General features: G+C 70.7%; 13 protein-coding genes. 3 read left to right on the top strand and 10 right to left on the bottom strand.

The features are described from left to right. The first annotated feature begins 17 nt into the window (after window positions 1-17). A complete protein-coding gene (locus ACY5KJ_RS01200; protein ID WP_462202557.1) occupies window positions 18-1,034 on the top strand; it encodes a phytoene/squalene synthase family protein in 1,017 nt (338 codons plus the stop codon). On the opposite strand, the gene serS is transcribed toward ACY5KJ_RS01200, so the two are convergent. Beyond that, complete coding sequence (gene serS / locus ACY5KJ_RS01195) at window positions 1,007-2,269, bottom strand: serine--tRNA ligase (RefSeq protein ID WP_462185976.1); 1,263 nt, start codon at window positions 2,267-2,269, stop codon at window positions 1,007-1,009. The genes ACY5KJ_RS01200 and serS overlap by 28 nt on opposite strands. A 237-nt stretch (window positions 2,270-2,506) precedes the next feature. Between serS and ACY5KJ_RS01190 the strand changes: the two genes are divergently transcribed. Further along, a complete protein-coding gene (locus tag ACY5KJ_RS01190; RefSeq protein WP_462185975.1) occupies window positions 2,507-3,385 on the top strand; it encodes a peptidylprolyl isomerase in 879 nt (292 codons plus the stop codon). Window positions 3,386-3,393: 8 nt separating this feature from the next. Here the strand turns inward: ACY5KJ_RS01190 and ACY5KJ_RS01185 are convergent, their stop codons facing one another. Then, entirely contained in the window at window positions 3,394-5,190 is a 1,797-nt protein-coding gene (locus ACY5KJ_RS01185) for a DEAD/DEAH box helicase (RefSeq protein WP_462185974.1), read from the bottom strand. A gap of 172 nt (window positions 5,191-5,362) precedes the next feature. Between ACY5KJ_RS01185 and ACY5KJ_RS01180 the strand changes: the two genes are divergently transcribed. After that, window positions 5,363-6,886 carry a helix-turn-helix domain-containing protein gene (locus tag ACY5KJ_RS01180; protein WP_462202555.1) on the top strand — a complete coding sequence of 508 codons (1,524 nt, stop codon included), beginning with the start codon at window positions 5,363-5,365 and terminating at the stop codon, window positions 6,884-6,886. Here the strand turns inward: ACY5KJ_RS01180 and cutA are convergent. The 8 genes from cutA to ruvB all read right to left on the bottom strand — a co-directional run. After that, the gene (cutA, locus tag ACY5KJ_RS01175) at window positions 6,879-7,205 is read right to left on the bottom strand and encodes a divalent-cation tolerance protein CutA (RefSeq protein WP_462185994.1); all 327 of its coding nucleotides are present in this window, start codon (window positions 7,203-7,205) and stop codon (window positions 6,879-6,881) included. The two genes, ACY5KJ_RS01180 and cutA, sit on opposite strands and share 8 nt — an antisense overlap. A gap of 362 nt (window positions 7,206-7,567) precedes the next feature. Further along, window positions 7,568-9,820: a RelA/SpoT family protein gene (locus tag ACY5KJ_RS01170; RefSeq protein WP_462185972.1), complete on the bottom strand. Its 2,253-nt coding sequence runs from the start codon at window positions 9,818-9,820 to the stop codon at window positions 7,568-7,570. A gap of 22 nt (window positions 9,821-9,842) precedes the next feature. After that, on the bottom strand, window positions 9,843-12,431 hold the full coding sequence (locus tag ACY5KJ_RS01165) for a RelA/SpoT family protein (protein ID WP_462185971.1): 2,589 nt from the start codon (window positions 12,429-12,431) through the stop codon (window positions 9,843-9,845). Window positions 12,432-12,513: 82 nt separating this feature from the next. Continuing rightward, the gene (locus tag ACY5KJ_RS01160; protein WP_462185970.1) at window positions 12,514-13,080 is read right to left on the bottom strand and encodes an adenine phosphoribosyltransferase; all 567 of its coding nucleotides are present in this window, start codon (window positions 13,078-13,080) and stop codon (window positions 12,514-12,516) included. A 105-nt stretch (window positions 13,081-13,185) separates the two neighbouring features. Beyond that, the gene (gene secF, locus ACY5KJ_RS01155; RefSeq protein WP_462202552.1) at window positions 13,186-14,421 is read right to left on the bottom strand and encodes a protein translocase subunit SecF; all 1,236 of its coding nucleotides are present in this window, start codon (window positions 14,419-14,421) and stop codon (window positions 13,186-13,188) included. Between the two features lies 1 nt (window position 14,422). Then, window positions 14,423-16,240 carry a protein translocase subunit SecD gene (secD, locus tag ACY5KJ_RS01150; protein ID WP_462202550.1) on the bottom strand — a complete coding sequence of 606 codons (1,818 nt, stop codon included), beginning with the start codon at window positions 16,238-16,240 and terminating at the stop codon, window positions 14,423-14,425. A 147-nt stretch (window positions 16,241-16,387) separates the two neighbouring features. Continuing rightward, on the bottom strand, window positions 16,388-16,864 hold the full coding sequence (yajC, locus tag ACY5KJ_RS01145) for a preprotein translocase subunit YajC (protein WP_462185967.1): 477 nt from the start codon (window positions 16,862-16,864) through the stop codon (window positions 16,388-16,390). A gap of 185 nt (window positions 16,865-17,049) precedes the next feature. Next, a partial coding sequence (gene ruvB / locus ACY5KJ_RS01140; protein ID WP_462202548.1) for a Holliday junction branch migration DNA helicase RuvB occupies window positions 17,050-18,094 on the bottom strand: 1,045 nt, incomplete at its 5' end.

Genomic DNA, 18,094 nt, shown 5'->3' with positions numbered 1-18,094 from the left:
TGGCTACGCTGACTAACGTGGGTCAGCTCGACGCGGCCGGAATCATCGATCCTCGACTACGTTCCTCCTACGCGCGGGCCCGGGCGCTCAATGCCGCCCACGGCCGCATGTACTACCTGGCCACCCTGCTGCTGCCAGGGTGGAAGCGGCCCCACGTCCACGCGCTGTACGGCTTCGCCCGCTACGCGGACGAGATCGTCGACGATCTCGACTCCACGCTGACCGAGGCCGAGCGGGCGCGCTGGCTGCACGAGTGGGGCGGCCGGTTCCTCGCGGCACTGCGGGCGGGGACACCCGCCGTCGACGCCGACGCTGAGATCGTCGGCGCCGAGATCGTCGGCGCCGGGAGGGACCGGCACCGCGCGGAGGTCTCGGTGCTGCCTGCGGTGGTCGACACCATTCACCGCTTCAAGCTCGATCCGGACCATTTCGCGGCGTTCCTAGCCTCGATGGCGATGGACCTCACCGTGACGGAGTACGCGACCTGGGACGAGCTGACCGTCTACATGCACGGATCGGCCGCGGTGATCGGCCTGCAGATGGTGCCGATCCTCGAGCCGGTGGACGACAGCGCCCTGCCCTATGCCCGCGACCTGGGGATGGCCTTCCAGCTCGCCAACTTCATCCGCGACGTCGGCGAGGATCTGCGGCGCGGCCGCGTCTATCTGCCCCGGACCTCGCTGGACCTGTTCGGGGTCACCCGGGAGCAGCTGGCCGCCGGCATCGTCGACGGGCCGGTCCGCCGGCTGCTGGCCTTCGAGATCAGCCGGGCGCGGGAGCTGTTCCGCGCCGCCGAGCCCGGCATCCGCCTGCTGCACCCAACCTCACGCGACTGCCTGCGGACGGCATTCGTCCTCTACCGGGGCATCCTCGACGAGGTCGAGCGCGCCGACTACCGGGTGCTCGAACGCCGCGTGTCAGTCGGGCTCCCGCGCCGGCTGGCGGTCGCCGGGCCCGCCCTGGTCCGGGCCGCCCGGGCGCGTCGCGGCCACGGCCACGGGATGCCTCAGATCAGCTCACGGCCCCCCAGGTAGGGCCGCAGCGCCTCGGGAACGCGCACCTCGCCGTCGGCGGTCTGGAAGTTCTCCAGCAACGCCGCCAGCAGCCGTGGGGTCGCCACGGCGGTGTTGTTGAGCGTGTGCGCGAAACGCACGGTGCCGTCGGTGTCGCGGTAGCGCAGGTTCGCCCGGCGCGCCTGCCAGTCGTGCAGCGTCGAGCAGCTGTGCGTCTCGCGGAATCGGCCGAGCGAGGGGAACCAGGTGTTGATGTCGTTCATCCGGAACTTGCCGACGCCCATGTCCCCGGTGGCGCATTCGACGACCTCGTAACACAGTCCGAGGTCGGACAGGATCCGCTCGGCGGTGGCCAGCAACTCGGCATGCCAGCGGGCCGACTCGGCCTCGTCGGCGGCGCACAGCACGAACTGTTCGACCTTCTCGAACTGGTGGACGCGCAGCAGACCGCGGACGTCCCGGCTGGCGCTGCCGATCTCCCGGCGAAAGCACGGCGAGATGCCGGCGTAGCGGATCGGCAGGCGGCCCACATCGAGAATCTCCCCGGCATGCAGGCCGACAAGGGCCACCTCGGCAGTCCCCGCCAGGTAAAGCCCGTCAGCGGGGATCGCGTAGATCTCCTCGCGGGCCTTGGGTAGCATCCCGGTGCCGACGAGCGGCTCCTCCCGGACCAGGGCGGGCACCGACACAGGGATGAAGCCCAGCCCGCGCAGCAGGTCGAGCGCATAGGAATGCACCGCGCGCTCCAGCATGACCATGTCACCGACGAGGGCGTACGCCCGCTCCCCCGCGACCCGCCGGGCCCGGGCGAACTCCGCCCACCCTCGTTTCTCGGCCAGTGCCGTGTGGTCGAGCGGGGTGAAGTCGAACTCCGGCGGCTCGCCGACGGTCCGCAACACCACGTTGGCCGACTCATCGGCTCCCACCGGCGCACCCGGCCACGGGATGCCCGGCACCAGCAGCATCAGCTCGGACAGCCGGGCCCCGGTCCGGGCCAGCTGCTCGCGCAGGTCCTTCAGCTGGCGGTCGAACGCCTCGTGCTCGGCCCGCAGCTCGGCCCGCCGGGCCGCGTCGGCCCCGGCGAACTGCTTCGCGAAGCTCTTGCGCCGAGCCTGCGCCTCGTCCACCTCGAACTGCAGTTTGCGATTGTCCCGGTCGAGCTGTAGCAGTTCATCGACATCCAGATCAATGCCTTTGGCCGCGACCGCGTCTTTCACGGCCTGCGGATTCTCCCGGATAAAGCGCTTATCGAGCATGGAATCGCGTCAGCCTCTGATCGGTACCGCATTGTGCTTTGCGGTAACGCTACCAGCCGTCCGGCCCGCTCACCGGTCCGCTCCCGGCCCGGTAGGCACCCGCCCCGGCAGGCACCATGCGGGGCGATCCGCCGCTCACCGGTTACGGTGCACAGACCACGCCAGAACCAGACCGCACCAGAACCAGACCATGCCAGAAGCAGCAGACCACATCAGAAGCGAGGGAGGCCGGCGACGGTGGCCAGTTCGAGGGAGCGACGTCAACGCGAGCTCGCCGAGGCCCGGGCGGCCCGACAGACGGAGCGGCGCCGGCTCGCCCATCGCCGCCGTCAGCAGCGGCTCGCGGTCGTCTCCGGATTCATCGCGATCGTCGTCGCGGCGTCGACGATCGCCGCGATCCTGCTCACCGGCAAGGACGACCACCCCGACGTGGCCGCCGCCGGTGTCACGACCACACCCACCGCGACCGCACCCACCGCGACCGAGCCAACACAATCGGCCGCCCCCCGGCAGACCAGCAGGGTCGGGCAGTGCACCTACACCTCCAACGGGGAGACCCCGGCCCGCGGCGCCACCCTGCCGGCGGCCGCGGCCACCATCGACACGTCCCCGGCGACAATGGTGATCACCACCGGCGCCGGCACCATCACGGCCGCCTTGGACGCTCAGAAGGCACCATGCACGGTGCACACCCTGCGCACGCTCGCCGGCGCCAGGTACTTCGACGGCACCGCGTGCCACCGCCAGACCGGAGGCGCCGACGCGGGCATCTCGGTCCTGCAGTGCGGCGACCCCACCGGCACCGGCAACGGCAGCCCGGGGTACGGGTACGCCAACGAGAACACCCAGGGCGTGACCTACGACCGAGGCGTGCTGGCGATGGCGCACAGCCAACTGCCGGACAGCAACGGCAGTCAGTTCTTCATCAACTACCAGAACCCGACCCCGCAGGGCGCGGCGGCGCTCGCCGGCAATTACACCGTCTTCGGGAAGATCACCAAGGGACTCGACGTGCTCGACAAGCTCACCGGGCCCGGCGTCGAGGGCGGCGGCTCCGACGGTGCCCCGGCGAGCAAGCCGAAGATTCTTTCGATCACGATCGCCCAGGGCGGCTGACCCGCCGGTCAACCGGCCCAGCGGCGGATGGTGTCGATGCGGGCCTGGAGCTGCGCAGCGGTGGCCTGGCCGCTCGGCGGGCCGCCACAGGTCCGGCGCAGCTCGGCGTGGATCATCCCATGGGGCTTGCCCGTGCGGTGGAAGTGTGCGCCGACAAGCCGGTTCAGCTCCTTGCGCAGCTCGCCGATCACCTCGTGTACGGGCCGGGTAGCCGCCTCGGCCGCCGGCTGCACGCCCTCGCGGGCCGGCGGGACGGCCGGGACCGAATCGTCGGCACGGGCGGCGGCACGGCGCGTGGCGGCCTGCTGGGCAGCCTCCCGCTGGCGCAGCAGGACCGCGACCTGATCGGGCTCCAGCAGGCCCGGCAGGCCCAGAAAGTCCTCCTCCTCGATGGACCCGGGGGCCGCCGGGGTGCCGAACTCGCCGCCATCGAAGATCACTCGGTCGAGATGGGCCGAGGATCCCAACGCCGTGAACAAGGTGTCCGGCTTGTCGGGGGTGTCTTTGCGCCGGTTGGCGTCCCGCAGCGCGTCGTCGTCAAAGGCGTCCGGATCGCACGGGGACTTCTCCAGAGCGTGGTCCCGCTGGACCTCCATCTCGCCGGCTAGCGCCAGCAGGGACGGCACGCTCGGGAGGAAGACCGACGCCGTCTCCCCGTGACCGCGGCCCCGAACGAACCGCCCGACGGCCTGGGCAAAGAACAGCGGGGTCGACGCCGAGGTCGCATAGACCCCGACCGCGAGGCGGGGCACGTCCACGCCCTCACTGACCATCCGTACCGCCACCATCCACCGGTCGGCCGACCGGCGAAAGTCGGCGATCTTGGTCGACGCGGTCGGGTCGTCGGAGAGGATCAGCACGGGCGAGGTGCCGGTGATCCGGGTGAGCAGCACGGCGTAGGCGCGCGCGGCCGCGTGATCCGTGGCGATGACCAGCCCGCCCGCGTCGGGCATGCCGCCGGCCCGCACCTGGGCCAGCCGGGTGTCGGCGGAGGCGAGCACCGCCGGCATCCAGTCCCCGCCCGGATCGAGCGCGGTGCGCCACGCGGCGGCGGTCTGCTCGTTGGTGAGCGGCTCCCCGAGCCGGGCGCTCAGTTCCGCGCCGACACTGGTCCGCCAGGTCATCTCACCCGAGTAGGCAAGGAAGAGCACCGGGCGGACGACCCCGTCGCGCAGCGCCTCGGCATAGCCGTAGGAGGAGTCCGCGATGCTGCGCATCACCCCGTCGGGGCCCGGCAGGTAGGTGACGAAAGGGATCGGGTTGACGTCGGAGCGGAACGGAGTACCAGTCAGCGCGAGGCGCCGCGCGGCCGGAGTGAATGCCTCCCGGATCGCCTCACCCCATGACAGCGCGTCGCCGGCGTGATGGATCTCGTCCAGGACAATCAGAGTGCGGCGCGCGGCGGTCCGGGCGCGGTGCAGGGCCGGATGCGCCGCCACCTGGGCGTAGGTCACGGCGACACCGGTGTAGTCGGAGGATGTCACCCCGGCCGAGTTGCGGAAGTCCGGATCGAGGTCGATACCAACCTCCGCCGCGGCCACGGCCCACTGGCGTTTGAGGTGCTCGGTGGGCGCGACGACGGTGATCCGACTGATCTCGCCGGCAGTGAGAAGGTCGGCGGCCACCTGCAGGGCGAAGGTCGTCTTCCCGGCCCCCGGGGTGGCGACCGCCATGAAGTCCCGGGCGCCCGACGACGACCGTGACCGGTGGGTCTCCAGGGCCGCACGCTGCCACGCGCGCAGCGGTCGGGCTGGGGGAACGGGACGTCGTGGACGAGGGCTTCGGTCGAGGGGGCCGGCTCTCACGCCATCACACTCTAGAAGGCGACACTCGGCGAAGACGCTGGCGGTCGCAGGCGCGTCGGAATGACCACACTTTTGCCGTAGATGGTCCCGAAGGGACCACGCCCGAGCATGACCGTCTTATCTCACAGAGGGTTAAGCTCCTGGAGTCAACCGATTGACTTCGGAGGCTCCGATGCAGCTCACGACCGGTCCTTCGGCAGTTCTCCGCGCACCGGTGGCCTCCGCGCCAGCACCTGAGGTATCCGGTGGCGGCAGGATGCCCAACACCCGCACACCCAACACCCGCACACCCAACACCCGGCTGCGGCTGAGCCGGGAGGAACGGGGCTGGTCGCAGGAACGGCTCGCCACCGAGATCCGTCGGTTCTCCGTCATCCACGAGGGTCGCGAGGCCGGGGTGACCGGCAACATGATCTGCAAGTGGGAGAAGGGCGACAAGAAACCGAGCCTGCGTTATCAGCGGTTGTTGCGGGCGCTATTCGGCCGGTCGTCGGCGGAGCTCGGTTTCGTGGACGACGAAGCGATTCCCGCCGCCACCGGAGCACCGCTGGGCGGAACCAGTCAGGGTACGGCCGTCGCCGCGTCGATGAACCTTGAACAGGCGGCCTGCGAGACGGGCGCCGCGGGCACACTCGTGCTTCACTCCGGCGCCGACATGATCGACACGAACGGTATGCCCGTGGAACGTCGGGACTTTCTCCGGCTCTTCGCCGCGGCGGGCAGCGTCGCCGTCGTGCCCATGAACGGCGTCACGGACACCCCGCCCTGGGAGCGCCTCTCGGCGGCGCTGCGCCGCCGTAGCACGGTGACCCCGGAGCTCGCCGACGAGCTGGGCCAGCTCACCGCGGGGCTGTACGGCCTGGAGGAGCGCGTTCCCGCCCGGATCCTGATACAGCGAGTCACCGGGCATCTGAGCAGGCTCAGTCAGCTGCTGGAGACCATGAGCCGGTCCCCGGTGCGCCGTGAGCTGACCTCCACCGCCGGGGAGACGGCGGCGCTCGCCGGATGGCTCTCGTTCGACATGAACGACCTGCCCGCGGCCGTCGCCTACTACCGGGTGGCCATCGAGGCCGCCCGCGAGGCCGACGACAACGCCCTGTGGGCCTGCGTGCTCGGTTACGAGAGCTACCAGACCGCCAGCCGTGGCCGCCACGACCAGGCCTGCGCGCTGCTCGGTGAGGCCCAGCGACGGGCCGCCACGGGCAGCACGGTGATGACCAGGGCCTGGCTGGCTGCCCGGGAGGCTGAGGAGCAGGCCGCCCGCGGCGAGGGCCGGGCGGCGCTGGCCGCCCTCGACCGTGCCCAGGATGCCTTCGACCGGGGTGAGAGCAACGGGGACCGGGTCTGGACGCAGTTCTTCGACCGGGGCCGGCTCGATGGCCTGAAGGTCACCACCTACACGCGGCTACGGCGACCCGCCGCGGCCTACGCCGCGGCCACCGAGGCACTGCGGGCGGCCGCTCCCGGTGCGACGAAGAAGCGGTCGTTACTGATGAGCGACATCGCGGAGGTGCACATCCAGCGGCGGGAGATCGAGGCGGCCTGCCACTTCGCGGCCGAGTCCCTCGCGATCGTGGCCCAGACGGACTTCTCGCTGGGCCTGGCCCGTATCCGCCGCGCCCGGGAGCACCTGCGGCCCTGGCAGCACACCCAGGCCGTGCGCGAGTTCGACGAGCAGCTGCGGGCACTCACCTGACGGTGGGTGCCGTCTCGGCGCTGATCCAGCCCAGATAGTCGGCATGGCCGGCGACGATCGGCGTCGCAATGATCTCGGGATTTTCGTAGGGGTGGAGGACCACGAGCCGCTCATGTAGCTCGTCGAATCGTTCGGTGGTCGTTTTCGCCAGACAGAGCCATTCCTCGGCCTGCTCGATCTGGCCCTTCCAGCGGTAGGTGCTGCTCATCGGCCCGATCACCTGGAAACAGGCGACCAGACGCGCCTCCACCAGGAGCCTGCCGATACGGTCAGCGATTTCCCGGGAGTCGATACTCACGATGACCTGAAGGTAACCCACGCGCACTCCCATCTCTAAAACGATGGATACGCAAGATACCCTACATCGATCAGTGGCGGTAGCCGTTGAATTTACGGTGTCCGGTAGGATCGTCCGTATTCTCCGCGTGACGTTCCACCCGGATCCACCCGGAATGGGCGGTTCAGTCGCAAGCCGTTTACCGCCGGTTGATCCGGAGGGTACATTCCGGCGCGGAAAGGCCACGCTGGGCGCAAGAGACAACACCCCGCGCCGATCGGAGAAGACCGGCCTGGCCCCGTAACCGTCCTGGTCCCACCCACCGGTTGGTCCTACCGCTGCCGCGGTCCCCCGCCCGGGTCGCTGCCACGCCCGGGTCCGTGCCACCGCCGCCTACGCTGGCTTCACCCGTCCCCGGCGAGCGCGCCGTGAGCCGACGGCCGCTGGGTCTGGCACACGCGGTAGCAGTCGTAGACACCGCCGACGCCGCGCACGGCGCCGAGCACCTTGTCCAATTGCTCCGGCCCGGTGACCTCGATCGTGAAACGCGCATGCGCGACCCGATCATCGGATGTGGTCGTCGAGGCCGCGCGGACGGACGCCGAGATCTCCGAGAGCACCTCGGTGATGTCCGCGAGCAGCCCGTAGCGGTCGAACGCCTCGACGGCGATCTCCGCAGAAAAGATCTGCGCCTGCGGTGCCGACCAGGTCACCACCGCGACGCGCTCGCGGTCCGACCCCGCCTCGGTGGCGTTCATGCACTCCCGGCGGTGCAGAGACACGGTGCTGCCGTGCGTCGCGAAGCCGACGACCACGTCTCCGGGCAGCGGAAGACAACATCGCGCCAGCCTCGCCGGCGCCCGACCACCCACCCCGTCGTCCGCCACGGCCGCGAGGCTGGGCACCCCGCGCCGGGCGATCGGACGGGCCGGCGACGGCAGGCCCGACGAGACGCCGTCCGCGCCGCCGGCGCCGCCGGCGGTCCGCGCCCCGCCGCCGTTCCCGGACCGAGTGGTCGTGACGCCCGGCTCGGCCACCCCGGCCGCGGCGTCCCTGCGCTGCCGGGCCAGCCGGCGCCGGATACGTACCCGGGCCCGGGAGGTCCTGACGAAGTGCAACCAGTCCTCCGACGGTCCCGCGCCGGGGAGGTTGGACGTCAGGATCTCGACGACGTCGCCGTTGCGCAGCCGGGTATCCAACGGGACGAGCCGACCGTTGACCCGGGCGCCGATCGCCCGGTGCCCGATGTCGGTGTGCACGGCGTAGGCGACATCCACCGGGGAGGACCGGGCCGGCAGCGCGAGCATCCTGCCCTTGGGCGTGAACGCCAGCACCTCGTCGGCGTCCAGGTCCGAGGACAGCGACTCGAGGAACTCGTCCGAGTCGACCTCCTCCTGCCAGTCCAGCAGGCTGTGCAACCAGGACAGGCCCTCCAGGCGGGCGCCGTCCGCGCCGGGCCCGACCGGTCGGGCGACGATCCCGGTCTCGGCCAGCCGGTGCATCGACGGCGTCCTGAGCTGGATGTCGAGGGAGCGGCCGGCGTCGTCGGTCACCGTCGTGTGCAGGGACTGGTACATGTTGAACTTCGGGGTGGCCACGAAGTCGCGCAGCCTGCCGGGCACCGGTCGCCACAGGGCGTGGATGACACCCAGCGCCGCGTAACAGTCCGTCACCTCGTCGACGAGCACGAGAACGCGGACGAGGTCGGTGTAGTCCTGGACGGGCCGGTTGCGCTCCTGAGCCCGCTTGTAGATCGAGAACAGGTGGCTGACCCGGATGGAGACGGCGCCGTCGATGCGAGCCCCCACGAGCCCGGCTCGCAACCGTGTCACCAGCGCCGCGACGGTTCCGGCCGCGCGCTCAGCGGCGGTGAACTCATCCACCGTGGCGGCGATCCGGGCGTGCTCGGCGGGATGGAGCACGGCGAACGCCCGGTCCTCCAGCTCCCGCTTGATCACGCTGACGCCGAGCCGGTGGGCCAGCGGGGCCAGGACCTCAAGCGTGACCCGGGAGATCTTCACCTGTTTGGGGGGGGACATGAAAGCGAGCGTGCGCATGTTGTGCAGCCGGTCCGCAATCTTGATGACCAGTACCCGGTAGTCCCGGGCCAGGGCCACGATCAGCTTGCGCAGCGTCTCGGCCTCCGCGGCCTCCCCGAACCGCATCTTGTCCAGCTTGGTGACACCGTCGACGAGGTTGGCCACCTCCGCACCGAACTCCTGGGTAACGGAGTCGAGGGTGTACCCGGTGTCCTCGACCGTGTCATGCAGCAGGGCGGCGATCAGGGTGGTCGTGTCCACCCCCAGCTCCGCGAGGACCTCGGTGACGGCGAGGGGATGGCTGATGTACGGATCCCCGCTGCGCCGCATCTGACCGGCGTGCAGCCGCTCGGCGATGCCGTAGGCGTGCACCAGCAGGCCGATGTCGGCACGCGGATGATAGTCGCGATGCGCCTCGACGATGTCACGCAGCTCCGGCGGCACCTGGGACATCCGCGGTGTCGCCATCCGCCGGGCCAGGTGGGCGAGACGCACGCTCGCCTGCCGGGCCGCCGACAGGGCCCGGGAGGCCTCGTCGGCGCCGCCGTCGGCCCGGGACAGCGCGGGGGTCAGACCGCCGCCGGCCGGCAGACCCGCACCCACGGTCTCAGCATCCACGGCGCCCCCCTGATTCGACCCGTTAGACCTGTACGCCCGAGGTAACGCGGAAACAGCCGTACACACCCTCGATAGCACGCACCGCACTCAGGATGTGCCTGAGATGTTTGGTGTCTCCCATCTCGAACGTGAAGCGGCTGACCGCCACCTGATCCCGCGTGGTGGCCACCGACGCCGACAGGATGTTCACGTGCCGGTCGGACAGTACCCGGGTGACATCCGAGAGTAGTTTGGTACGGTCCATCGCCTCGACCTGGATCACGACGAGGAACACCGAGCCCGACGACGGCGCCCACTCGACCTGGACCGTGCGGTCGTGCGGCCCGCCACGCAGCCCCGACAGGTTGGAGCAGTCCGTCCGGTGGACCGACACGCCCTTGCCCCGGGTGACGAAACCGGCAATCTCGTCGCCGGGCATGGGCGTACAGCAGCGAGCGAGCTTCGTCCACACGTCGGGAGCACCGGTGACGAGCACCCCCGGCTCCCCGGTCGAGCGGCGCAGCGTGCGGATCGGCAGCTCGGTCTCACCCGCGTCCTCCTCGGCCCCCTCCGGGCCGCCGAGGGCCACGAGCAGCCGCGAGACCACCAACTGGGCGCTGACGTGGTTCTCCCCCACGGCCGCGTAGAGGGCGGCCACGTCGGCGTAGCGCAGGTCCTTGGCCAGGTTCAGCAGGGCGTCCCCGCTCATCAGGCGGGACAGCGGCAGGCCGTGGCGGCGCATCGCGCGGCCGATCGCGTCGCGGCCGGCGACGATCGCATCCTCCCGGCGCTCACGGGCGTGCCACTGGCGGATCTTCGTCCTGGCCCGCGACGAACGGACGAACATCAACCAGTCCCCACTCGGGCCGGCCGAATGGGCCCGCGAGGTGAAGATCTCGACCGTGTCGCCATTGTCCAGCGGGGTGTCCAGGGCTGCGAGACGGCCGTTGATCCGGGCCCCGACGCACTGGTGACCGATGTCGGTGTGCACCGCGTAGGCGAAGTCCACCGACGTCGACCCGGCGGGTAGCGGGATGACGTCGCCCTTGGGGGTGAAGACGAAAACCTCGTCGGTCTCGGCGGCGAACCGCAGGCTGTCGAGGAACTCTCCCGGGTCCGCGGTCTCCCGCTGCCAGTCGAGCACCTGACGCAGCCAGGTCATGAGGTCCGCGTCGGGTCCGCCCTTGCGCCGACCGGCCCGCCCGCCCTCCGGGGTCCCCGCCGAGGGCCGGGCCGCAACCCCGTCCTCCTTGTACTTCCAGTGCGCGGCGATGCCGTACTCGGCCCGGTTGTGCATTGCGTGCGTGCGGATCTGCAGCTCGACCGGTTTGCCCTCGGGACCGATGACCGTCGTGTGCAACGACTGGTACATGTTGAACTTAGGCATCGCGATGTAGTCCTTGAACCGGCCGGGAATCGGCTTCCAGGTCGCGTGCACGGTGCCCAGCGTGGCATAGCAGTCCCGGACCGAGTCGACCAGGACGCGGATGCCGACCAGATCATAGATGTCGTCGAAGGAACGGCCGCGCACCACCATCTTCTGGTAGATCGAGTAATAGTGCTTCGGCCGCCCGGAGACGACCGCCTTGATCCGCGCGTCCCGCAGGCCGGCCTGCACCTGCCCGATCACCTCGGCCAGATAGACGTCCCGGCTCGGGGCCCGGTCAGCGACCAGCCGGACGATTTCATCGTACCGTTTCGGATACAGCGCAGCGAACGCGAGGTCCTCCAGCTCCCACTTCAACGAGTTCATGCCGAGCCGGTGGGCGAGCGGGGCGTAGACCTCGAGCGTCTCCCCGGCCTTGCGTTCCTGCTTGTGCTCGGGCAGAAAGCGCAGGGTACGCATGTTGTGCAGGCGGTCGGCGAGCTTGACCACCAGCGCGCGTGGGTCGCGGGCCATCGCGACGACCATCCGGCGGATGGTCTCCGCCTGGGCCGCCTCGCCGACCTTGACCCGGTTGAGCTTGCTGACCGCGTCGACGATGAGCGCGATATGGTCACCGAAGGTGTCCCGGATTGTGTCGACGGTGAGCGTCGTCTCCTCGACGGTGTCGTGCAGCAACGCCGCGGACAGCGTCGCGGTGTCCATCCCCAGATCGGCGAGAATGCTCGCGACCGCGATCGGATGAGTGATGTACGGGTGGCCGGAGAAGCGCACCTGGCCGGCGTGCGCCGCGTCGGCGACCTCGAACGCCTGCTGCACCTGGGCGATGTCGGCGCGCGGGTGGTTCGCGAGCAGCCCGCGCAGCACCGGATCGAGAGCCGAGGGAGGCGTCGCCCGGTGCGTCGAAAAGCGGGAGAGCCGCCCGCGCACCCGACGCGGCAGCGGCGGCGACTCGTGCCCCAACCGGGGGACGACCGGGGAACCGTCCTCGGGACGCCGTCCCAGGCCGACCGCGGTGACCAGCTCGGACCCCCCCGGGGATCCACCTGGTGACTCCTCCCCGCGGACATCGCCACCATCCGCGGCCGGCGGCTGTGCCGGCCCGTGGGCTGCCGGCCCGTGGGCTGCCGGCTCACGCGCCGCCGATCCGGCGGTGGCCCGTGCGGCATCGCCCACCGGCCGGGGCTCCCGGAAGGGAGTGACGGCGGGCGGCGGAACTCCGGTGGTCACCGGCGCTGCCTCGGGCACGAACCGCTCCTGCGTAAGGACTAGACACCGAGCCTAACGCCGCACTGGTCAGAAGCCTTCCGCGGACCTCGCCCAGGCAAGATCAAATCGCCAGAAGGGAGACGACATCGAGCGGCGCAACCCGATCACGGCCCGGTAGGAAGGACAGCTCCATGAGGACCGCCAGCCCCACGACCTCCCCGCCGCCAGCCGCGAGCAGGCTGTGGGCGGCGGCCGCGGTGCCACCGGTGGCCAGCACGTCGTCGACGAGCAGGATCCGGTCGCCGTCGTGCACTGCGTCGGCGTGGATCTCGATCGTGGCGGCGCCGTACTCCAGGTCGTAGGACGCGCTTCGGGTCGGCCCCGGCAGCTTGCCCTGCTTGCGGATCGGCACGAGGCCGGCGCCCAGCCGGTCCGCGACCGGCGCGGCTAGCAGGAAGCCCCGCGCCTCGATGCCGGCGATCGTGGTGGCCCCCAGCGCCCGGGCCGCGTCCGCCAGTGCACCGATGACCACCCCGAACGCGGTCGGCGTCGCGAGCAGCGGGGTGATGTCCTTGAACACGACCCCCGGCTGCGGCCAGTCGGGAATGTCGCGGATGTGGCCACGCAGGACCTCGGCGACCGCGTCGTGCGCGGCGGATCGCTGCGGTGCGTCGTCGATGCTCGTCATCGTGCCGCTTCTCCCACCTTCAAGGTCGTCCGGACTTCAGGGGCATCCGGAGATCTGCCGCCACACGATCGGGGCCGCCCGGATCCGCGCGGCCGGTGACCTGGCTCATCGGCGTTTCTTACCGCTCGGCCGTCCGCGCCGGCCGGGTTTGCGCCCCGCGGCGCGCCGGGCGGGGGGCGCGCCCGACGGTCGTCGGGCGGCACCGCCCAGGTTCGCCCCGGCCGGAACCGGTTCACACGCGCCGGAGGCGGGTCGTCCTACGGCCTGCTCGGCCCGCTCGTCGGGGACAGGACCGCCCTCACCCCAGCCGGCCGGATCGACCGCCGCGCCGGCGGAAACTGCCGTGCCCGGCGCACCCGCGGCTGCCCGGACCCGCCTGGCGCGCTCGCGGGCGACCCGCGCGTCCAGCGCCCGCACGGCGGGGTCGCCGCGTTTGAGGTCGACGAGCAGCGGCGTGGCAAAGAACAGGGAGGAATATGTACCGGAGGCGATACCGACGAACTGGGCGAGCGCGAGGTCCTTCAGCGTGCCGGCACCGAGCAGACCGGCGCCGACGAAGAGGAGGGAGGCGACCGGGATGATGGCGATGAGCGAGGTGTTCAGCGAACGCACCAACGTCTCGTTGAGCGCGTCGTTCGTCGCCTCCGCGTAGGTCCGCCGCGTCGACGTGCCCATGCCCGCGGTGTTCTCCCGCACCCGGTCGAACACCACCACCGTGTCGTATAGAGAGAATCCGAGGATCGTCAGCACGGCGATGACCGTCGACGGCGTCACCTCGAAACCCACCAGCGAGTAGACACCCATGGTGACGACGAGGTCATGAACGAGAGCGGCTATCGCCGCGAGCGCCATCCTCCACTCGAACCGCACCGAGAGGTAGATCACGACGAGCACGAGGAAGACGACCAGGCCCTGAAGGGCCTTGTTTGTGATCGTCGATCCCCAGGACGAGCCGACGGTCGACACGGCGATGTCGCGGTCCGGGTCCGACACCGAGAATCGCTTGGCCAACGCGCCGGTCAGCTCACGGGTCTGGGCGTCGGAGAGGGTCGGCGTCTGGATCCGGAACTGGTGGGAGGTCTCCAACTGCTGGACCACGCTGTCCGCCGGGTCGAGCCCAATGCCGGACAGCGTGTCCTCGACCTGCGCGACGGTACCGCCACTGCTGGGTAGCTGGAAGACCGCGCCACCGGAGAATTCGATACCGAAGGTGAAGCCACGGAAGATCATGCTGATGATGCAGACGGTGACCACGACGCCGGAGACGGCATACCAGGCCTTGCGCCGGCCGACGAAGTCGACGTTGAAGTCGCTGCGGTAGATCCGCCCGACCAGTGCCATCTCAGCTCTCCCGCCTCTGCCCGGCCGGCGCCGGCCGCTTGGCCAGCCGCGCCCGGGTGGGAGCGGCCGGCGCCACGCCACCACCACGCCCGCCGAGGGTTTTCGGGCTCAGGCCCGAGTACCGGCTGGCCGAGAACAGTCGGCGCCGCACCAGCAATGTCACCAACGGCCGGGTGAAGATAAACATGATCACGACATCGCTCAACGTCGACAGCCCGAGCGTAAAGGCGAAGCCGCGCACCGAGCCGATCGACAGGATGTAGAGGACCGCGGCGGCCAGGAAGGAAACCGTGTCCGCGGAGAGCATCGTGCGCCGCGCGGCGGGCCAGGCACGATCCGTGGCCGCCCGGACCGTGCGGCCGGCCCGGACCTCGTCTTTGATCCGTTCGAAGTAGACCACGAACGAGTCCGCCGTGACACCGATCGACACGATCAGACCGGCGATGCCCGCCAGGGTCAGCGTGAACCCGATCGCCACGCCGAGCAGCACCACCGAGGCGTAGATCAGCAGACCGCTGACGGCGAGGGAGGTGATCACGACGATGCCCAGCGCCCGGTAGTACAGGAAGGAGTAGGCGATGACGAGAACGAGTCCGATGGCGCCGGCGAGCAGTCCGCCGTGCAGCGAGTCACGGCCGAGGGTCGGCGAGATGGACTCGGCCTGGGATCGCTCGAAGGCCAGGGGAAGGGCACCGTAGCGCAGCACGTTGGCGAGGTCCTCGGCTTCGGACTGGCTGAAGCCGCCGGAGATCTGGGCCGATCCGGGGATGCGCTCGTTGGTCTGCGGCGCGGACTGCACCACCCCGTCGAGCACGATCGCGGCCTGCTTGCCGATCGTGCTCTCGGTCAGCTTGGTGAACTTGTTCTGGCCCGAACCGGTGAACTCGACGTTCACGACCCACTGCCCGGTGGTGACGCCCGTGGTCCCGCCGCCGCCCTGCAGGCCCGCGGAGGCGGTCTTCACATCCGTCCCGACCACCGTGGCCGGCTTGAGCAGGTACTTCGTCGTCCCGGTCCGGTCACAGGCGGCGGTCCAGTCCTGCGGGTGGTCGGTGCTGACCGAGGCCTTGCGGACGTCGGCCGCTGCGCACGTCAGCGACTCGTAGCGAGCGAACACGTCGGCGGGCGGGCTGTCCCCGGCCGGCGCGGTCGACCCGGTCGCCGCCGGCGCGGGGGCGGCCGAAGCCACCGGAGAAGCCGAGGCCGCGCTCACCGCGGGCGTGCCCGCGGCGGCCAGCGACAGCGGCTGGGCGATCAGGCCGCGGCCCGTGCCGTCACCGAGTGCGGCCGGTTTGTTCGACGCAGCGGGTGCCTGGGATGATGGCGCGATGCTCGGCGTGCTCTGGCTGGCCGTCGGGGCCGACTGGCCCGTCGCGCCCGGCGTGGGTGCGGGGACCGCCCCAGTGGGGGTGGGGATGGGCCCCGGGGTGGCCTGGCCGGACGTGGCGACCTCACGGAAACGCAGTTCGGCGGTCTGCCCGACCAGATCCACGACGTCGTTGCGGCCGCGGCCGGGCACCGAGATCTCGATCTGGTTGCCGGTGCGATGAACCTCGGACTCAGCGACGCCCAAGCCGTCAACGCGCTGCCGGATGATGTCGACGGCCTGGTTGACGGCACCGCTGTCGACGTTGTTCCCCTGCGTGGCACGAGGCGTGAGGATGACGCTCGTCCCGCCCTGCAGGTCGAGCCCGAGCCGGGGCTTCCAGTTTCCGGTAGCGGCCATGAGGCCGTAGAGGACGACGATCAGACCGCCGAGGATCCCCAGCCGGGTCCAGACGGAGATTCCCCTGGATACCCGTGCCGAGCCGCGTGCCACCTGCGAGTCCCTTCCTCACGCGCCGGTATGCCGGCGCTCGTTCGTCTCGCCGCTGCCCGGACCGGCGGTGCCCAAAGTATCCGAACGAATGTCACCGAGGGTGCGTTCCGCTCCCCGAACGGTAGTGCTCGGTCAGGTGACCAGCGGTCATAGCTCCTTGCGGGGCGGGTGTGTCGTTTCACCGCCCGTGCCGCCGTCCCCACCGGAGACGCCACCACCGGGAGGCGACGCCTCGGCGCCACCAGGGCCACCAGGGCCGTCGGAACCGTCGTCGTGCGACTGCGGTTCCCCGGAGGACTCCCCGCCGTCCCCGGCTCCGTCGGGCGTACTGATCACCCGGGCGATCGCGCTGCGCGAGAAGCGGCAGACGACATCGGGCGCAACTTCCAGCAGGACGTCACCGTCCTCCAGCTCGACGACCGTGGCGTAGAGACCAGCGGTGGTCGTCACCAGGGTACCGGGAACGATCCGCGACATCTGCTGCTGTTGCGCCTTGGCGCGGCGCCGCTGCATCGAGAAGAAGTAGACGATCACCAGGATGAGGATCAGCGGGAACAGGAGCCCGCTGATCGAACTGCCCCCGTCCTTGTCGGCCGTCACCGAAGCTGCCACGAGTACGTGCACGTCCTGCCCTCCTGATGTGTTGCGGCGATCGTACGTATCGATCGGATGCCCGTGGTGGGCAGGGCGGTTGTGCCCGGCGCGCAGGACCTCCTCCGGCCGGAATGGCCGGTGTTACGGGGACGGCTCACCCAGGACGAACCAATCACCTTCAGTGGCCGCTCCCCGGCCGACCGGCCCTCTCACAGTCATTCTCCCTCGGTAAACAGCGAGACCTGGGTACGGCCGAGCGGATCGGTGACGGGGTCCAGACCGAGGTGCTCGAAGGCGGCGGGGGTGGCCGTCCGGCCCCGGGCGGTACGGATCAGCAGGCCGGCACGCAGCAGGAACGGCTCGGCCACGTCCTCCACCGTCTCCGGTTCCTCCCCGACCGACACGGCGAGCGTGGTGAGCCCGACCGGACCGCCGCCGAACCGGGTGACCAGCGCCTCCAGCACGGCCCGGTCGAGGCGGTCCAGTCCGAGCCCGTCGACGTCGTAGATCCGCAGCGCCGCCTGGGCGATCTCGCGGGTGACCACGCCGTCGGCCCGCACCTCCGCGTAGTCGCGCACCCGGCGCAGCAACCGGTTGGCGATGCGGGGCGTACCACGCGACCGGCCAGCGACCTCGGCGGCTCCCTCGGCGGTGAGGGTGACCCCCAGCAGGCCGGCCGAGCGAGTCAGCACCCGGGCGAGCTCGTCGGCGTCGTAGAAGTCCAGATGGGCGGTGAACCCGAACCGGTCCCGCAGCGGGCCGGTCAGCAGGCCCGACCGAGTCGTGGCCCCGACCAGCGTGAATGGCGACACGTCGAGGGGGATCGCGGTCGCGCCCGGGCCCTTGCCCAGGATGACGTCAACCCGGAAGTCCTCCATCGCGGCGTAGAGCAGTTCCTCGGCTGGCCGGGCGATCCGGTGGATCTCGTCGAGGAACAGGACCTCTCCCGGGGAGAGTGCGGTGAGGATCGCGACGAGGTCCCCGGCGCGTTCGATCGCCGGCCCACTGGTCATCCGCAGCGGAGCCTCGAGCTCCTGCGCCATGATCATCGCAAGGCTGGTCTTACCCAGACCGGGCGGGCCCGACAGCAGGACGTGGTCCGGCGGGCGACCGCGCGCCCGTGCCCCCTCGAGCATGATCGTAAGCTGCTCGCGCACCTTACGCTGGCCGACGAACTCGGCCAGGGTGCGCGGACGCAACCCGGCCTCGAAGGCGCACTCCTCGGGACTCGCCGCGGCGGACACCAGGCCGTCGTCACTC

The sequence above is a fragment of the Frankia sp. CcWB3 genome (assembly GCF_977927595.1).
The sequence above is the reverse complement of the archived record's forward strand: the minus strand, read 5'-3'. Positions and strand labels throughout refer to the sequence as shown.

Bases quoted from the DNA above. Each gene is read 5' to 3' on its own strand.
- ACY5KJ_RS01180 (WP_462202555.1), top strand. From the start codon at position 5,363: ATGCAGCTCACGACCGGTCCTTCGGCAGTTCTCCGCGCACCGGTGGCC.
- serS (WP_462185976.1), bottom strand. From the start codon at position 2,269: ATGCTCGATAAGCGCTTTATCCGGGAGAATCCGCAGGCCGTGAAAGAC.
- secF (WP_462202552.1), bottom strand. From the start codon at position 14,421: ATGGCACTGGTCGGGCGGATCTACCGCAGCGACTTCAACGTCGACTTC.
- ACY5KJ_RS01160 (WP_462185970.1), bottom strand. From the start codon at position 13,080: ATGACGAGCATCGACGACGCACCGCAGCGATCCGCCGCGCACGACGCG.